Origin of the sequence: Rhodococcus erythropolis NBRC 15567 (genome assembly GCF_001552595.1) — a bacterium.
Taxonomy (GTDB): Bacteria; Actinomycetota; Actinomycetes; order Mycobacteriales; family Mycobacteriaceae; genus Rhodococcus_F; species Rhodococcus_F erythropolis.
This window is the reverse complement of the sequence record NZ_BCRM01000001.1, coordinates 1,317,795-1,333,980: the sequence shown is the minus strand read 5'-3', so window position 1 is coordinate 1,333,980 and position 16,186 is coordinate 1,317,795. Positions and strand designations below refer to the sequence as shown.

General features: G+C 62.9%; 16 protein-coding genes. 10 read left to right on the top strand and 6 right to left on the bottom strand.

The window, feature by feature from the left end:
- Position 1: 1 nt before the first annotated feature.
- Positions 2–478 (bottom strand): MarR family winged helix-turn-helix transcriptional regulator, encoded by a 477-nt coding sequence (locus RE4_RS06445; RefSeq protein WP_020908655.1) that lies wholly within the window; start codon positions 476–478, stop codon positions 2–4.
- Between the two features lie 124 nt (positions 479–602).
- Here RE4_RS06445 and RE4_RS06440 point away from each other — a divergent pair, with 124 nt between their 5' ends.
- Positions 603–1,106 carry a COG4315 family predicted lipoprotein gene (locus tag RE4_RS06440; RefSeq protein ID WP_019744765.1) on the top strand — a complete coding sequence of 168 codons (504 nt, stop codon included), beginning with the start codon at positions 603–605 and terminating at the stop codon, positions 1,104–1,106.
- A gap of 3 nt (positions 1,107–1,109) precedes the next feature.
- Here the strand turns inward: RE4_RS06440 and RE4_RS06435 are convergent, their stop codons facing one another.
- Together RE4_RS06435 and RE4_RS06430 are read right to left on the bottom strand one after the other, a co-directional pair.
- Positions 1,110–2,432 (bottom strand): NAD(P)/FAD-dependent oxidoreductase, encoded by a 1,323-nt coding sequence (locus RE4_RS06435; RefSeq protein WP_003946361.1) that lies wholly within the window; start codon positions 2,430–2,432, stop codon positions 1,110–1,112.
- A complete protein-coding gene (locus RE4_RS06430; RefSeq protein ID WP_060938216.1) occupies positions 2,432–3,184 on the bottom strand; it encodes an SDR family oxidoreductase in 753 nt (250 codons plus the stop codon). The genes RE4_RS06435 and RE4_RS06430 overlap by 1 nt, the downstream gene beginning before the upstream one ends.
- Positions 3,185–3,266: 82 nt before the next feature.
- Between RE4_RS06430 and RE4_RS06425 the strand changes: the two genes are divergently transcribed.
- From RE4_RS06425 to RE4_RS06415, 3 genes are read left to right on the top strand one after another with little or no spacing between them, the layout of a single operon-like run.
- Positions 3,267–4,676, top strand: a complete 1,410-nt coding sequence (locus tag RE4_RS06425) for a dihydrolipoyl dehydrogenase family protein (RefSeq protein WP_060938279.1) — start codon at positions 3,267–3,269, stop codon at positions 4,674–4,676.
- A gap of 29 nt (positions 4,677–4,705) precedes the next feature.
- Complete coding sequence (locus RE4_RS06420; protein WP_060938215.1) at positions 4,706–6,235, top strand: carboxylesterase/lipase family protein; 1,530 nt, start codon at positions 4,706–4,708, stop codon at positions 6,233–6,235.
- The gene (locus RE4_RS06415) at positions 6,232–7,704 is read left to right on the top strand and encodes a carboxylesterase/lipase family protein (RefSeq protein ID WP_060938214.1); all 1,473 of its coding nucleotides are present in this window, start codon (positions 6,232–6,234) and stop codon (positions 7,702–7,704) included. The genes RE4_RS06420 and RE4_RS06415 overlap by 4 nt, the downstream gene beginning before the upstream one ends.
- 7 nt (positions 7,705–7,711) lie before the next feature.
- Here the strand turns inward: RE4_RS06415 and RE4_RS06410 are convergent, their stop codons facing one another.
- Together RE4_RS06410 and RE4_RS06405 are read right to left on the bottom strand one after the other, a co-directional pair.
- On the bottom strand, positions 7,712–8,137 hold the full coding sequence (locus RE4_RS06410; RefSeq protein ID WP_060938213.1) for a hypothetical protein: 426 nt from the start codon (positions 8,135–8,137) through the stop codon (positions 7,712–7,714).
- On the bottom strand, positions 8,134–8,724 hold the full coding sequence (locus tag RE4_RS06405; protein WP_019744771.1) for a helix-turn-helix domain-containing protein: 591 nt from the start codon (positions 8,722–8,724) through the stop codon (positions 8,134–8,136). Before RE4_RS06405 ends, RE4_RS06410 begins: the two co-directional genes overlap by 4 nt.
- 164 nt (positions 8,725–8,888) lie before the next feature.
- Between RE4_RS06405 and RE4_RS06400 the strand changes: the two genes are divergently transcribed.
- From RE4_RS06400 to RE4_RS06375, 6 genes are all read left to right on the top strand, one after another.
- On the top strand, positions 8,889–9,674 hold the full coding sequence (locus RE4_RS06400; RefSeq protein ID WP_060938212.1) for an aldolase: 786 nt from the start codon (positions 8,889–8,891) through the stop codon (positions 9,672–9,674).
- 33 nt (positions 9,675–9,707) lie between these two features.
- Positions 9,708–10,610, top strand: a complete 903-nt coding sequence (locus tag RE4_RS06395; RefSeq protein WP_060938211.1) for a dihydrodipicolinate synthase family protein — start codon at positions 9,708–9,710, stop codon at positions 10,608–10,610.
- A gap of 59 nt (positions 10,611–10,669) precedes the next feature.
- A complete protein-coding gene (locus RE4_RS06390; protein WP_060938210.1) occupies positions 10,670–11,530 on the top strand; it encodes an SDR family oxidoreductase in 861 nt (286 codons plus the stop codon).
- Positions 11,530–13,323, top strand: coding sequence for a DEAD/DEAH box helicase family protein (locus tag RE4_RS06385; protein WP_046378999.1), 1,794 nt, complete (start codon positions 11,530–11,532; stop codon positions 13,321–13,323). Before RE4_RS06390 ends, RE4_RS06385 begins: the two co-directional genes overlap by 1 nt.
- Before the next feature lie 255 nt (positions 13,324–13,578).
- Positions 13,579–14,055 (top strand): nitroreductase/quinone reductase family protein, encoded by a 477-nt coding sequence (locus RE4_RS06380; protein ID WP_019744776.1) that lies wholly within the window; start codon positions 13,579–13,581, stop codon positions 14,053–14,055.
- A gap of 57 nt (positions 14,056–14,112) precedes the next feature.
- Positions 14,113–14,892 (top strand): DUF427 domain-containing protein, encoded by a 780-nt coding sequence (locus RE4_RS06375; protein WP_060938209.1) that lies wholly within the window; start codon positions 14,113–14,115, stop codon positions 14,890–14,892.
- A gap of 48 nt (positions 14,893–14,940) precedes the next feature.
- Here the strand turns inward: RE4_RS06375 and RE4_RS06370 are convergent, their stop codons facing one another.
- Positions 14,941–16,173, bottom strand: a complete 1,233-nt coding sequence (locus tag RE4_RS06370) for an MFS transporter (protein WP_060938208.1) — start codon at positions 16,171–16,173, stop codon at positions 14,941–14,943.
- Between the last annotated feature and the right edge of the window lie 13 nt (positions 16,174–16,186).

Below are 16,186 nucleotides of genomic sequence, written 5' to 3'. Positions count from 1 at the left end.
CTCACTGCCCCTCACCTTCTGATCCGGCTGCTGCCAGAGCGCTCGCCAATCGCGACAGGGCTGGTAGCGCAGCCTCGATCCTCGCCCTGTCTTCTCCGGTCAGACTCGACAATGCCTGACCGACAATCACACTCCGGCGATCACGCCACACTTCGACGCGGGCGCGCGCCTCGTCCGAGAGGACCAATCGCGCGACGCGTCGATCAGCCTCGTCGGCAACCCGTTCGATCACTCCATCGTCGACGAGCTGCCGAACCAGGGTGGACACCGTGTTTGCCGCGACACCCAATCGCCCGGCAGCCTCAGCCACCGACAGACCCGGGTTGCGCCGTAGCAGCCTGACGAGTTCGATTTGGGCGCCGCCGAGCGGTCGTTCTGCAAACGGTCGCCCCGATGCCTTCCTCGTGCCTCGACGCAATTGCCCGAGCGTCTCCAGGACATCATCCGAAAGCCTGTGATCTGCTCCGATTTCATCCACACCTCACAATAGCTCTGTAACAGAGCTATTGTCGAGGAATCCGGACGCCCGGCGTTTTCAGCTCGTCCGCAACGGGTATCCCCGATTGCTTGTCCCGAGCACTCCCGCCCAGAACGGAGACGTCATGCGCAGACAGTGGTTGTTCGCGACGGTTGCGAGTAGCGCCCTGATCCTCACCGGTTGCTCGCCCGACGCCCTCGATTCCGGGGACAGCGCAGACAACGTCACTGCCATTGCGACGTCGCTGTCGCCACCCGCCGCCGCTGATGCACCCCTGCTGAAGACCGCCGACTCCCCACTCGGGACGATCGCCGTCGACGGCGAAGGCATGACCGTCTACGTCTACAACCCGGACGAGGAGAACTCACAAGCCGGGTCGTGCGACGAAGCGTGCCTGCGTTACTGGCCGGCGGTCACCTCGGTCACGGATTCGCCGATCGTCGAAGGAATCGACGCCGTCATCGACACTGTCGACGGGCCTGAAGGATCTTTCCAGATCACCGTCAACGGCAAGCCCGTCTATCGGTACCTCGACGACAAGGTTCCCGGAGACATGCTCGGACAGAGCGTCGGCAGCCTGTGGTGGATGATCGACGCCGCCGGAAACCCCGTGTTCAAGACTGAGTAACCCTCAGTTGTACGGCTGCCGCGCGGTTTCGGGGTCGCCGTACGTGATTGCCCGTTCCCGACGCGTTTTCGACGCCAGGGTTGCGCCCCAGTTCAGCACCGTGCTGGCGCGATTGCGGAACCCCGCGAGGAACGCGATGTGGATGATTCCCCATGACACCCATCCGATGAACCCGGACAACTGGACCGGCCCTGCCTGAAGCAACGCGTGGCGTCGCGAAATGTAGGCCGCGGTTCCAAGATCGCGGTACTTGAACGGTTTTCGGCTGGGCACTCCGTTTTCCACGGTTGCAGCGATCCGGGCACCGGCGTGCCGACCACCCTGCATCGCGACCTCGGCCACCCCGGCAAGTTTGTCCCGCGACATGAGGTCGCCCACCACGTAGACGTTCGGGTGGCCGGGAACGGTCAGATCGGCTTCCACCTCGATGCGGCCACCGCCGACCTGCTTCACACCCAGCGCCGTGGCCAGTGCCTCGGCGAACGGCACTGCTTCGACGCCCGCGGTCCACAGAATCGTGCGGGTCTCGTACTGCCGCTTCTCTTTTGTCTTCTTGTCCGTCGTCTCGATGCTGGTCTCGCACACGTCGGTGACGTGCACGCCGAGGTGAGTCTCGACGCCGATCCCGTCGAGAGTACGTTTGGCGGCGGCCGAGAGCTTGCGACTGAACGAAGGGAGCACCCGATCGTCGCCGTGGAAAAGCAGTACCCTTGCCTCGTCCGGGTCGATGGACCGGAACTCGTTTGTGAGCGCGTGCATTGCCAATTCGCGGATCTGTCCGGCTAATTCGACGCCGGTGGGTCCGCCGCCCGCCACGGCGAATGTCAGCCACGGTCGACGTTCTTCCGCTGTCGGGAGCGATTCGGCCATCTCGAACGCAGCAATGAGACTGCGTCTGATCGCCAAAGCGTCGTCGAGGGTTTTCATGCCGGGCGCCCATTTGATGAACTCGTCCTGACCGTGGTACGACTGGCGCATTCCAGCCGCCACGATCAGGTAGTCGTACGGCAATTCGAAGGTCGACCCGTCGAAGCGACTGGCAGTCAGTATTCCGGCGTCCGCGTCCACCGACTTGGCCTCGCCCAGAACGACGTTCGTGTTCTTGTTGTCCTCGAGCAGATGACGCAACGGACTTGCGATCTGCCCTTCGGAGAGCAGACCCGTGGCGCACTGGTAGAGCAGTGGCTGGAAGACGTGGCTGGTCCCTCGGTCGATCAGAACCACCTCGACGTCGGCCTTCTTGAGTCGTCTCGCTGCGTACAGTCCACCGAAGCCGCCACCGACGATCACTACTCGGGGCTTACCGTTCGAGATGTGGATGCTCATCAGACAAACCTCGCTGTCACGGAGTTGGGCAGGAATCGTAGGGCCGCATCTATCCCTTGCCACTTGAGGCCGGGTAGCGCCGCTCGGGTGGTTTCCTTCTCGATGGCGTCGACCATGGCACTGACGCCTTCGTCCAAACTGGCCATGAGCGCTGCGTCGTCGCCGGCGCCGGCGGACATGTCGGTCTTGATGAAGCCCGGCAGCAGGGTGGTGACGCGAATAGGTGTGCGCGCCAACTCGATACTGAGCGCCTCACCCAGAGCCGCTACCCCGGCCTTGCTTGCCGAATAGGCCGCTTTTGGCCCTGGCAGCCCCCGATCGGCGCTGATCGAGGACACGAGAACGAGGTGTCCGGCGTCCTGCGCGCGGAATATCTCGAGCGCAGCTTCACACTGCGACAGCGCGCCGACAAAATTCGTCTGCGCTGTTGCAAGATTCGCGTGCGCTTTTCCGGTTCCGATCTTGGCGCCCTTGCCGAGCCCGGCGTTCACGATCACCCGGTCCAGGCCACCCAACTCGTCGCGCAGCTCACCGAAAACCCGGACGACGGAATCGTGTTCGGTCACATCGAGTTCGCGCACTGCGACGCTGATCGACGGGTACTGCGCCACCAGCTCCCCACGCAGCGTGTCGAGACGATCCGTCTGCCGGGCACACAACGCGAGGTCGCGACCGGCCGCGGCGAATCTCCTGGCCATCTCCTCGCCCAGACCAGAACTGGCACCGGTGATCAAAATCTTCTGCCGCGTCATGGGTGCAACTGTAACCATCTTCGAGTTCTCGTACCCGGCGGTAACCGAGCGAACTCGGACCGATCCGACATACCGTGGAGCCATGACCGACGAATTCGATGTCATCGTGATCGGCGGTGGGCCCGCCGGCGAGAACGCCGCCGCGTACGCCATCGCCGGAAGTAATCGCACCGCCGCAATCGTGGAACACGAACTGGTCGGCGGTGAATGCTCGTATTGGGCCTGTATGCCCAGCAAGGCGCTACTGCGCCCGGGGCAGGTCCTCGAGGCGGCCGACGCCTTGCCCGGGATCCCGGCCGGACCGCTGGACGTCGAGGCCGTCCTGAAACGGCGCGACTCGTTCACCCACGACCACGACGATTCGTCCCAGGTCGACTGGGCCACCTCCGCGGGCATCACCGTGATCAAAGGCCACGGGGTGATCGACGGCGAGCGCGCTGTGACCGTCGACGGGACCCGTAAGCTCCGCGCCCGCCAAGCCGTTGTACTCGCCACTGGCACAACTGCCACTGTCCCGAAGACGCCGGGGTTGCGTGAAGCACTCCCGTGGACGTCGCGCGATGCGACCAATCTCCACGAGGTTCCGTCGCGGGTGGCGGTCATCGGCGGCGGAGTCGTCGCAACGGAGTGCGCAACGTGGTTGTCGTCGTTCGGCGCTCACGTGACACTGCTCGTGAGAGGCGATGCTCTGTTGAAATCGGCAGAACCGTTTGCCGGAACGATGGTTGCCGAAGCACTCGGCGCCCGCGGCGTCGACGTTCGACTGAGCACCGCCGTCAACTCGGTGTCGCGACCCGACGCCAAGGACACCGGTGAGGGCCACATCCACGGTGGACCCGTCAGGATCGAGACCTCTTCCGGTGTGATCGAGGTCGACGAGGTCATCGTCGCGGCGGGCCGCGGGCCGACATCTGCCGATCTCGGCTTGTCCGTCATCGGCCTCGAGGACGGCAAGTACGTCACCACTGACGATCACCTCTGTGCCCAAGGTGAGTGGCTCTACGCCGTCGGCGACATCAACGGCCGCTCTCCCCTCACCCACATGGGCAAGTATCAGGCGAGAGTCTGCGGAGACGTCATCGCCGCGCGGGCCGAGAGCCGCGGACTCAGGGGACCTCGGTACACGGCGTCGGCGGACAACGGACAGGTCCCCCAGGTGGTGTTCACCTCACCCGAAATCGCGTGGGTGGGACGCACCGAGAAGAAAGCTCGCGACGACGGCTACGACGTCGAAGTCGTGGAGATCGAACTGGCCGTCGCAGGATCCTCGCTGTTGCGCGACGACTACTCCGGGCGCGCGAAGTTGGTCATCGACAAGGCCACCGACGTGATCCTCGGCGCTACTTTTGCCGGGCCCGAAGTGTCCGAACTGGTGCACGCGGCGACAATCGCGGTCGTCGGCGCCGTCCCACTCGAAACTCTCTGGCATGCGGTGCCCTCGTATCCGACGGTCAGTGAGGTCTGGCTTCGATTGCTGGAGGCTCGCCGCTGACGCGATCCCGAAGTACGTATAGTCGCGACATGGCGTCCGACATACTTGTGACCACGGCCGACGGCACCCTACGCGGCCGCCGGGTGGGAAAACTTCGTGCCTGGCGCGGAATTCCCTACGCCCGGCCGCCGGTCGGAACACTGCGTCTGACGCGGCCACAGCCGGTCACACCATGGACCGGAGAACGCGACGCGACCAGGTTCGGCGACGCCTCGGTCCAGCACAAGAAGGGGCTGCTGCTTTCGCCCGGGAAGTACCAGCCGAGCAGCGAGGACTGTCTGACACTCAACGTGCTCGCTCCAGCGAACGCCGGTAACACCCCGCTTCCGGTCATGGTCTTCATCCACGGTGGGGCAAACACCATCGGGACTTCGGCTACCGGCTTGTACTCCGGTGTGTCCCTCGTCGAACGCGGCGACATCGTTTACGTCTCGATCAACTACCGCCTCGGTGCTCTGGGGTACCTCGATTTCACGCCCTTCTCCACGGCCGAGCGGGCATTCGATTCCAACCTCGGACTGCGCGATCAGGTCGCGGCCCTGCAATGGGTGCAGCGCAATATCGCTGCCTTCGGTGGGGATCCTGAAAAAGTCACGATCTTCGGTGAATCCGCCGGAGCCACTGCCGTCACCACCTTGATGGCTACTCCGGCTGCCAAGGGACTGTTCGCTGGTGCGATCGCCGAGAGTTCGGCTCCTGATCTGGTCTCGAGCACGCAGCGATCGCACGCCTGGGGTGCGCGTTTCGTCGAGATCCTCAATTCCGGTCTACCACCCGCGAAGGCTTTGACCTCGGCGACTGCCGTCGAATTGGGCCGAGCAGGCAGCAGACTCGGTGCCGAGGTACTGGCGAACACGCCTGGACTACATCCCTTCGGTCCGGTCGTCGACGGCGACTTCCTGCCGCGCTCCCCCTTGGACGCATTCAATGAAGGATCGGCACACCAGGTTCCGATGATCATCGGCACCAACAGACGGGAGGGAACGCTGTTCCCGAAGGTGCTCGACGCACTCCCGACCAACCCGTCGCGCATCGACACCATGTTCGCTCTCACCGATCCCGAGGCCGGAAAGCGCATCCTCGCAACCTATCCCGGCTATCCCGACGAGCAGTCCGCGATCGACGTCGGTGGAGACGTCACGTTCTGGCACCCTTCAGTGGAGTTGATGCAGGCTCACGCACAATCGGCGCCGACGTACGCCTACCGATTCGACTTTGCGCCGACGATGATGCGTTGGCTCGGCCTCGACGCCACTCACGGTTTCGAGATGTTCGCGGTCTTCGGTATCGGCGACACCCTTGTCGGGCGCGGCCTCACCCTTCCCGGCGGTCGGCGCGGACTGCGCGCAGTCACCGAATCTGTTCAGGGACACTGGCTTCACTTCGCCAAGCACGGCTCGCCGCGTGGGTCGTGGCCGCGTTACGACGCGCAGGAGCGTAGGAGCATGATCTTCGACGAGATCGTCCGCGTCGAGAACGATCCCAGACGTGAACAACGCTTGGCCTGGTCGGGATACAGCGGTTACCGTAGCCACGGCACCGACATCTCCCTACCGTGACGAGCCCCCTCGAGATCACTCTCGATTCCGGGGTCGTACGCGGGCGCCTCGATCGAGGACTGCGCACCTGGCGAGCAATCCCCTACGCAGCGGCCCCGACCGGCCGCTCGAGATTTCGCACACCACAGCCGGTCGAGGCTTGGAATGGTGTCCGCCCGGCGGAAGCATTCGGCTCTCCGTCTCCGCAGCGCAAGAGCAACTTCGACGAGAACTCACTCTTCGTCAATGTCGTGGCCCCGCAGGTACCGTCGGATTCGTTGCGACCGGTCATGGTCTTCATTCACGGCGGCGCGTACAACGGCGGGAATCCGTCGACGCCCATGTACCGCGGAACGAGCCTGGTCGAACGTGGCGACATCGTCTACGTCTCGATCCAATATCGTCTCGGCGCCTTGGGCTACCTCGATTTCAGTGAGTATTCCACTGCTGAACAATCATTCGACACGAACCTCGGATTGCGCGATCAGATCGCCGCGCTGACGTGGGTCCAGCGCAACATCGCCTCCTTCGGTGGCGACCCGAACGCCGTCACCGTCTTCGGTGAATCGTCCGGCGCCAACGCTGTCACCACTCTGATGGCAACGCCCGCGGCCCGAGGGTTGTTCGCTCGGGCCATTGCTCAAAGTCCGCCGGCTGCTTCGGCATACGGAAAGGATCGAGCGCAGCGATGGGCGCGCGAGTTCCTCGAGATCGCAGACGCACCGGAAACCGATCCTGCCTCGTGGCTGCGCTCCGCTTCGGTGAAGGAACTGGTCGACGCCGGCGAAGAACTTGCGCGACGCGGCGCGGACGAAGAACCCGGAACACGGGCATTCGCCCCTGTAGTGGGTGACGACATTCTTCCCGAACACCCGCTCGACGTGTTCGCCGCCGGACGGGCCCACCCCGTTCCGCTGCTCGTCGGTTCGAATCTCCATGAGGGGCGGATCTTTCCGCGCGTTCTCGACATCTTGCCTACCAACCCGGTTCGGATCGAGAAGATGTTCTCCCACACCACCCCTGAAGTGAAAGCACGTGCGCTCGCGGCGTATCCCACGTATCCGCATCGTTTCGCTGCCGCCGATCTCGGCGGCGACATCACCTTCTGGGAACCGGCAATACTGTGCGCACAGGGCCATTGCCAGGTAGCTCCTACCTACAGTTACCGCTACGATTTTGCGCCTCGCCTGCTCAGACTCATCGGCATGGGCGCTACCCATGCCACCGAATTGCTTGCGGTCTTCGGCCGTTCGGATGCACTCACCGCGGCCTTGACCGCGGTCGGTGGACGTCGCGGACTGGCCGCGGTGACCTCCACCGTGCAGCGCCACTGGATCCATTTCGCCCGACACGGAGTGCCGGACCAGGATTGGCCCGCCTACTCCGTCCCGGAGCGGCAAACGATGATCTTCGACGAGACGTCCAGAGTGGAGAACGACCCGATGGGTGAGCGTCGACGCGCCTGGATCGGCTACGAGCACCGACGCTGAAGCCCGGTCAGAAGAACTGGCCTTTCACGAAACCTGCGAGCAGGACCGCGAATCCGCCCACCTCACCGAGAATCAGCAGGAACATTCCGAGGTGCAGGGGCGGACCGGCGGACTCGAACTGATTGTCGGTGTCCTTGATCGCACCGTGAGCGATGTAGCTGAAAATCGCTGCGAGAAAGAAGAACACGACCACTGCGGCACTGGTCAGGTTGATCCACGTCGGCCACGCACTGAGTTCGACGAACACCGCGATCAGCAGCGTCGCAAACGAGTACATCAGGGCAGCGCGGTGGGCGATGTCGACATACGGATGGGCGAGGTGATTGTCCGAGGTGGCCATCTGCCGGTACTTCCAGATTCCCAGGCACAGGGAGAGAAGGAAGATCAGACCGGCCGCGAGCAGCGTCAGTGTCGTGTCGATCCCCAGGGTCATCTGCTCACCCCGCAGTGCGCTTCCAGTGAGTCACCGCTGGGTGATCCAGTCGAAGGCTTGTCGTAGACGACAACCAGCACCACCGCACGATCTGCCGACACCGATCGCATCCGGTGTGGCGTATTCGCGTCGAAATACAGGCTGTCGCCGGCGTCGAGGTGCATCGTCTGTCCGGGGATTTCGAATTCTACGGATCCGGAGTGCACGAACACGAACTCCTCTCCCGTGTGGTCCATGAACTTGGGACCCATCACCGACGCCGGATGAACCACGAACGGCTGCATGGCCTTTCCGACCATGGAGGGAGCGATCGGATCGTAGACGGAAGACTGCACGGAGGAAGCCGGGTCGATCACGCGGTCCTTGGCGCGCACGATCGTCATGGCATTGCCCTCCATACTGTCCGAGAACAGTTGTCCCACATCGGCATCGAGCACCCGTGCAATTTTGAGCGCCACCGCGATCGACGGGGTACTGATACCCCGCTCGACCTTCGAGAGATAGCTCTTCGTCAGACCGGTCTGCTCGGCCAGGCCCTCGAGCGTCAGACCGGCGCGACGCCGATGTGTTCGCAAAAACGCTGCCATTCGGTTCCCCTCACGAGACTTTGTGTCATCACACTACCAACACATTGACCTGCGACGATCAGCGACGCTCGTACTGAGGGTTGCACATTTCCGTCCTATATGACACTTTGTGTCCTATAGGTGACTGAATGTCATTGATTCCGGGCCCGAGAAAGGCACACCCCATGACCGACACGATGCATGCGAGCAAGCAAGAACTCATGGCCACCGCCGAGACGAAGATGCTCACCGAAGTAACCACAGGTAGTTGGACACTTCGACAGAAGATCGCACTGACATGCCGCGCGCTGTCGGACGCCGGCCACGATTCCGGTCTCGCCGGCCAGATCTCCGCCCGCGGCGTGCAGCCTGGCACGTTTGTCACCCAGCGACTCGGCCTCGGGTTCGACGAGATCACCGAGGACAACCTCCTGCTCGTCAACGAGGATCTCGAAGTCCTCGACGGGGAGGGCATGCCGAACCCCGCCAACAGGTTCCACAGTTGGATCTACCGCGCCCGACCCGACGTCAACTGCATCGTCCACACACACCCACTGCACGCGACGGCGTTGTCGATGCTCGAGATTCCCCTCGTCGTCTCCCAAATGGACATCGCGCCCCTCTACGACGACTGCGCATTTCTCGCCGACTGGCCCGGAGTTCCCGTGGGAAACGAAGAGGGCGAGATCATTTCGGCTGCCCTCGGCGACAAGCGGGCAATTCTGCTCGCCCACCACGGCCAACTCGTCGTCGGCAACACGGTCGAAGAAGCATGCTCCCTCGGGCATCTGATCGAGCGGGCCGCGCGGCTGCAGTTGCTGGCGATGGCTGCCGGCGACATCAAGCCGCTACCGCCTCGCCTGGCGAAGGAGGCTCACGATTGGACACTGACCCCTCGGCGCAGCGAGGCGAACTTCGCGTACTACGCCCGTCGGGCTCTCCGCAATCATCCCGACGCACTGACCAACTGAATTTCGTTTCCCACCAACAGAACAGAGAACCCCATGAGCAGAACAATCAAGGGAATCGTCGCCTACCCCATCACCCCGTTCGACCGGGACACCGGAGCATTCGATCCCAAGCCGCTACACACGCTCCTCGACAGCATGATCAGCAGTGGTGTCGACGCGATAGCCCCACTCGGCAGCACCGGCGAGAGCGCCTATCTCGACGACGCCGAATGGGAGTCGGTCGCCCGGGAAACTGTCGACTACGTCGACCGACGAGTCCCCACCGTCGTCGGAGTGTCGGATCTGACGACGGCGGGAGCACTCCGCCGAGCATCGATCGCGGCAGACGCCGGTGCCGACGCAATGATGATCCTCCCCACGTCGTACTGGCATCTGGGTGAGCAGGAGATTCGTGAACACGTCAGTGCGGTCGCCGATTCCGTCGACATTCCCACGATGATCTACAACAATCCCGCGACCACAGGGATCGACATGTCGCCGGAGTTTCTCGTCGACCTCGTCTCCACCGTCGACGGCATCACGATGATCAAGGAATCCACCGGCGACATCACCCGCATGAACCGCATCAACGAACTGAGCGGTGGCACGGTTCCCTTCTTCAACGGCAGCAATCCTCTTGCACTGCAATCTTTCTCTGCCGGTGCAAGCGGATGGTGCACGGCAGCCCCGTGTCTGGCCCCCGAACAGGTGGTGCACTTCTGGCGTCTACTCGAATCCGGTGATCGGTCGGGTGCCGCCGCTGTGTTCGAACAAATCGAGCCACTACTGAAGGTCCTCGTCAGTCGCGGACTGCCGTCGACGGTCAAAGCCGGGATGGAATTTCTCGGCGTCGACGCCGGCCTTCCCCGCCGGCCCCTGCTGCCCCTCGACGACAACACCAGAACAGCTTTGTCCGACGCTCTGTCGGTGGCTCGCGGTGTAATCGTCGCGTCGTGACCTGACGTGGGAGTGGGTTCCGGCAAGATGGGATGCACACCGACCGAAGGAGGGGCACCATGTCCGTAGATTCACGGTCAGCGAGGATCGCCGTCACCGGCGCTACCGGTCATATCGGCGGACTGGTGGCCCGGTCGTTGGCCGACGCCGGTGTCCCGCAGCGGCTGATCGCGCGTTCGGTCAACCGATTACCGCAGCTCCCCGGTGCCGATTCGGCCCAGACCACGTACGGGGATCAGGAGAGCGCTCTCGCGGCTCTGGCCGGAATCGACACCCTCTTCATGGTCTCGGCGGCCGAAAGCGCAGATCGCCTGGATCAGCACCGCACCTTCATCGACGCCGCAGCGGAGGCCGGGGTCAGGCACATCGTCTACACGTCTTTCCTCGGTGCCGCTCCGGACGCGACGTTCACGCTCGCTCGCGATCACTGGATCACCGAAGAACATATCCGCGCTTCCGGACTCGCATTCACCTTCCTGCGCGACAGCTTCTACCTCGATTTCCTACCCGCTCTCGCCGGTGAAGACGGTGTGATCCGCGGACCCGCAGGTGACGGTCTTGTCGGCGCGGTAGCGCGGTCCGACATTGCTGCCGTCGCCGTGTCGGTTCTGCAGGATCTGGATTCTCATGTCGGACAGACGTACAACCTGACCGGACGCGAGGCACTGACGCTCTCCGAGGCCGCGAGCATCATCACCGAGGTCACCGGCAAGCGGACCACGTACGTCGAGGAAACGCTCGAGGAAGCCTACGAGTCGCGGGCGTCGTACAACGCACCCGATTGGGAGCTCGATGCTTGGGTGTCGACGTACACCGCAATCGCGCAGGGTGAATTGGCGATGATCACGAGCACCGTGGAGGACCTTGTCGGCCGGCCTGCGCTCACGCTGCGTGAATTCCTCACAGCAGAAACCGCCTGATGCCACCACGCAAAGCAACCACGGCACGCAAGGCTGCCGCAAAGAAGGCTGCACCGAAGAAGGCTGCTCCCAAGAAGAGTGCAACCAAAAAGACCGCCGCAAAGAAGACTGTCGCAAAGAAACGATCACGCGCTGTGATGCCCGACGTTCCGACAGCCGCTCCGGGCGAACGAGTCTGGCTTCTCGACGTACCCTTTCGGACGCCGGCGCCTGGTGCGCAGTTCGTCAAGAAATGGAAGAGCTACGCGTGGGTCGGCACGGAGTTGCCTGTAGAACTCGCTCCGTTCAAGGCACTCCCCTTCTCGTATCAGCAGTGGGTCGAGGACGACATCAATGACAGCACCGGCGAACGCCCGGTTGCTGCACCCAAAATTCCTCGGCCCGAGCAGGTTTCGGGGGCTGCGGCCGTCGTCGACGCTGCTCGGGCCGGCAAACGCGGATTTCTGTTGGCAGACAATGCCGGCCTGGGTAAGACGCTGATCGCAGTGATGTCGGCCAAGACGATTGCCGAGGAACGCGGCGAAACCAACATCCTCGTCCTCGTCGATCGACCCGCACAGATCACCATTCCGCATTGGCGCTATTCCATCGCCTCGGTGGGCGACGGCGGATTCCGCTGGCTGATCATGTCGCCTGACCAATTGAAGAAGCTGATCGCGCGAAACGGCCGTCCCAAGTACACCTTCGGTGTGGTGATCGCGGACGAGGCCCAGCTGTACAGCAACGACACACAGCGCACAGCTGCCTTCGAGAAGGTTGCGCGCTTTTCCAATTCACACGAGCAAGCGCCGTTCGTCCTGTCCGTGACAGCAACACCGGGACATACGCCGGCAGATCAGCGTTACCTGGCGCCGCTTTTTGCGCAGCTGCATTCAGAACCTTCGGAGTACTGGTCCGACCTGGGTGCCAGGCTTGTCGAGTCCGGCCTTCCGCTGGACAAGTCCTACGGGAAGTGGACGTGGAGCGCAGAGGCGAAGGAATCAGCGACCCTGCAATCCCAGGCGCTCGAGACCGTGCGTGGATGGATGTCGAACAGCAAACCGCCCTTGATGATTCATCGACCGACTCCGTGGGGACCCGTTCCGCTCGACGGTATGCCGATCGACCTCACCCATGCCCAGCGCGCCGAGTACGAGACCGAGTGGGCCGAGTACGCCTACGAAATGGGATTGGCCCGCAAGAGCCGCAACATCGCGCGGGGCCGTGCGCTTGTTCTGCGCTATCGACAGAAGGCGGGCATGATCCGCGCCGAATCGACGGCCCAGTGGGCGCAGGCGCAGGTCAAGGCAGGCAAACAGGTGTTGGTGGCCGTCGAATTCGTCTCCACGGCAGGCGATCCATTGGTCGAGATGATCGAAGACTCCGGGATCTCGGTCGCAAAGCTGTTCGGCGCGGTGCCGGACAAGGAGGGTCAACGTCTGCGGTTTCAACGCGGGGATGCACCGGTCATCGTCTTCAATGTCACGACCTCGATCTCGCTCCACGCCAACGAAGCACTCCCCGACGGCACTCACGCGTCCTCGTTGCCACGGACGGGGATCTTTCATCAACCGCGATACTCAGGGATCGCGGCAGAACAGACATTCGGTCGGTCACACCGCGACTACCAGACGTGTCCATGGGTCATACCCTTCGGCGTGGGCACCAAGGAAGAGGACGTCGCCACGGTCATGTTGCGCAATCTCAATTCGGTCACAGGTCTGAAAGGTGGTGATCGATCCGGTCTGCGGTCGCTGTCCGAACTGCTCGGCGTCGAGTGGCTAGAGCCCGATGTCTTGACCACGGAGGCTTGACCTCGGAGTCTTGACCACGGCGGCTTGACCACGGGGGCTTGACCACGGGGGCTTGACCTTCCAATGGCCGTCCAACGCGCGCACACGAACGGTTTCGGAGGTATGCCCCAATTCCACTCCACCAAAACCGAATTCGGCTGACCGCTTCATTCCTTTCGGGACCTTGGGACTCAGGTATCTGTGACCTGACGTGGCAGACTCTTTCGAGTCGAGGTGCACCAGCCTCGAAACAGTGCCGAGAAACCGAGGGGTCCTATGCGCAATATCTACCGGTCATTGATGCGCAATGTCGGCCATACACAATGGTTCTCGGATCTCGGCAAGGATCTGGTTCCGCTCGATCGAGCAGTGCAGAGAGTGTCGGGCGGCAAGCTCTCACTCGTCGGCGAGAACACCGTGACACAGCTACTGCTCACCACCACTGGCCGCAAGACCGGCCGTTCTCGCACCACACCACTCCTGTACGCACCCGACGGCGATGCGTTTGTCGTCGTCGGATCCAACTGGGGGCAGGATACGCATCCAGCGTGGACACTCAATTTGATGGCAAATCCCACCGCAATCGTGACAGTGAAGGGCGTCGAAATACCGGTCGGTGCGAGTCTGGCGGAGGGCGCCACGCGTAAGAAGCTGTGGAAGCTCGCGACCACCACGTGGCCACCGTACGAAACCTACGCCGATCGAGCATTCGGGCGCCAGATCCGCGTATTTCGACTCCAACCTGTCAAATAGCTGCTGCCGGGCGCAGGATGGGAAGGACCACCCTGCCGATCTCAGGAGCATTCGCGAATGTCCACAGCACTGACTCACGCAGAAGACACACAGATCACAGCTTCCAACGGGCGGATCGCACTGGAGCCGAACCCCCGCCGCGTTCGAGCATTCTTCGCTGGTCACGCCGTCGCGGACACCACTCGTTCGGTGTACCTTTTCGAACGCGGCCGCCTGCCGATGTACTACATCCCTCGCGCGGACGTTCGCACCGAATTCCTCGTCCCGACGTCGACGACCACCCATTGCCCATGGAAAGGTGACGCCACCTATTGGACGATCGAGATCGGGGATCGCCGGGCCGAGGACGCCGTCTGGTCCTACCCTGAACAGTTCGACGGTTCCCTGGACCTGAGTGAGTACGTCGCGTTCTACTGGGATCGCATGGACGCCTGGTACGAGGAGGATCAACAGGTCTTTGTCCACGCCCGCGATCCATACGTACGTATCGACGCACTCCCCTCGTCCCGACACGTCCAGGTTTTTGTCGGCGACGTACTGGTCGCCGAGACGACACGACCCAGACTGCTGTTCGAAACCGGACTGCCCACGCGGTACTACATTCCGAGAATCGACGTTCGCAGCGAGTACTTTGTGCCGTCCCCGACCACCACGGCCTGCCCGTACAAGGGCACTGCGTCGTATCTGTCCTTCACCGGCACAACCGAACTCGCACCGATCGCGGATCTGGCGTGGTTCTATCCGTTCACCACCGCCGAAGCGTCCGGGATCGACAACCACGTGTCGTTCTATCCCGAACGCGTCGGCAAGATCTTGGTGGACGGTACCGAAATCTGACAGGCGCCGAAATCTGACAGGTGCGGGGATCCGAGAAGGTGCGGGTGCCTATCCCACCGAGACAAGGGATTCCGGGATTCGCAGTTCAGCCTTTTCCAGCCGGCGATCGTGCATCCACACCAACGCCGTTGCAACGGAGAAGACCAACCCGGCGATGCATACTCCGTTCCAGCCGTACGACTTCCACACCATCGACCCCACAGCCGAGCCCACGGCGGCACCCACGAAGTAGGTGGTCATGTACACCGAGTTCACACGCGAACGCGCTTCGGGGACAAGGGCGTAGATCACGTTCTGGTTGCTGACGTGCACTCCCTGCAGCGCGAGGTCGGCAAGAACGATGGCAACAAGAAACCACACTATATGCGTGGCACCGGAGGCAAAGGGAAGCCACGACACCAACAGAATCGCGATAGCTCCGCCCGTCGCCACCTGACCCAGTCCCCGATCGGCCAGTCTGCCCGCCACGGTCGCCATCAACGCTCCCGCCACGCCGAGTAGTCCGACCAGGCCGATTTGAGTATCGCTGTAGCCGAATTCGCCGGAGAGAAGAAAGGCCATTGTCGTGAAGACTGTGCTGACGGCAGCAAAAGCCAGCCCGCCCATGGCCGATCGAGTTCTCAGGCGCGGCAAGGTCGCAGCCAACTTCCCTACCGACGCGAGCGTCGCCCCGTAGCTTGCCTTCGGTCGATCGGCGGAATCGGAAGGCAGAGATCGCCACAATGCCACGGCCATCACCACCATCAGAACCGCCGCAACCTTGTAGACCGTCGACCAACCTCCCAGTCCGGAGAGCACGCCGGCAACACTGCGCGCCAACAGGATTCCGATCAGCAGTCCACTCATGATCGTTCCGACCACCCGACCGGACCGCTCAGGTTCGGCCAGTGAGGCGGCAAACGGAATCAGCACCTGGGCAGCAACCGAAAAGACCCCTGCCACTGCGATTCCCACGGCAAGCGTGGCAAAGTTGGGCGCAAATCCGCTGACCGCTTGACCGGTAGCCGCCAGCAGCATGAGCCCTACCGTCAGCTTGCGTCGGTCGACCATGTCGCCTACCGGAACCAGAAGTATCAATCCGAGTGCATACGCGACCTGTGCGATGGTCACCGTCGCGGCCGCTGCGGAGGCCGAGACGTTCAAGTGGTCCGAGATGGAATCGAGGAGTGGCTGATTGAAGTAGTTACCGCCCGCGCACAGACCCGTCGCTGCAGCCATCAGCAGCACTATCGGTAGTCCGAGCCTCGGACGCGCGTCGCTTGAAATCATGTCGTCAAGCATGACCGCCCACACC

What these genes read in the sequence shown, in the direction of transcription:
- RE4_RS06440 (WP_019744765.1), top strand. Translation starts at nt 603, where the DNA reads ATGCGCAGACAGTGGTTGTTCGCGACGGTTGCGAGTAGCGCCCTGATC.
- RE4_RS06435 (WP_003946361.1), bottom strand. Translation starts at nt 2,432, where the DNA reads ATGAGCATCCACATCTCGAACGGTAAGCCCCGAGTAGTGATCGTCGGT.
- RE4_RS06430 (WP_060938216.1), bottom strand. Translation starts at nt 3,184, where the DNA reads ATGACGCGGCAGAAGATTTTGATCACCGGTGCCAGTTCTGGTCTGGGC.
- RE4_RS06425 (WP_060938279.1), top strand. Translation starts at nt 3,267, where the DNA reads ATGACCGACGAATTCGATGTCATCGTGATCGGCGGTGGGCCCGCCGGC.
- RE4_RS06420 (WP_060938215.1), top strand. Translation starts at nt 4,706, where the DNA reads ATGGCGTCCGACATACTTGTGACCACGGCCGACGGCACCCTACGCGGC.
- RE4_RS06410 (WP_060938213.1), bottom strand. Translation starts at nt 8,137, where the DNA reads ATGACCCTGGGGATCGACACGACACTGACGCTGCTCGCGGCCGGTCTG.
- RE4_RS06405 (WP_019744771.1), bottom strand. Translation starts at nt 8,724, where the DNA reads ATGGCAGCGTTTTTGCGAACACATCGGCGTCGCGCCGGTCTGACGCTC.
- RE4_RS06400 (WP_060938212.1), top strand. Translation starts at nt 8,889, where the DNA reads ATGACCGACACGATGCATGCGAGCAAGCAAGAACTCATGGCCACCGCC.
- RE4_RS06395 (WP_060938211.1), top strand. Translation starts at nt 9,708, where the DNA reads ATGAGCAGAACAATCAAGGGAATCGTCGCCTACCCCATCACCCCGTTC.
- RE4_RS06390 (WP_060938210.1), top strand. Translation starts at nt 10,670, where the DNA reads ATGTCCGTAGATTCACGGTCAGCGAGGATCGCCGTCACCGGCGCTACC.
- RE4_RS06385 (WP_046378999.1), top strand. Translation starts at nt 11,530, where the DNA reads ATGCCACCACGCAAAGCAACCACGGCACGCAAGGCTGCCGCAAAGAAG.
- RE4_RS06380 (WP_019744776.1), top strand. Translation starts at nt 13,579, where the DNA reads ATGCGCAATATCTACCGGTCATTGATGCGCAATGTCGGCCATACACAA.
- RE4_RS06375 (WP_060938209.1), top strand. Translation starts at nt 14,113, where the DNA reads ATGTCCACAGCACTGACTCACGCAGAAGACACACAGATCACAGCTTCC.
- RE4_RS06370 (WP_060938208.1), bottom strand. Translation starts at nt 16,173, where the DNA reads ATGCTTGACGACATGATTTCAAGCGACGCGCGTCCGAGGCTCGGACTA.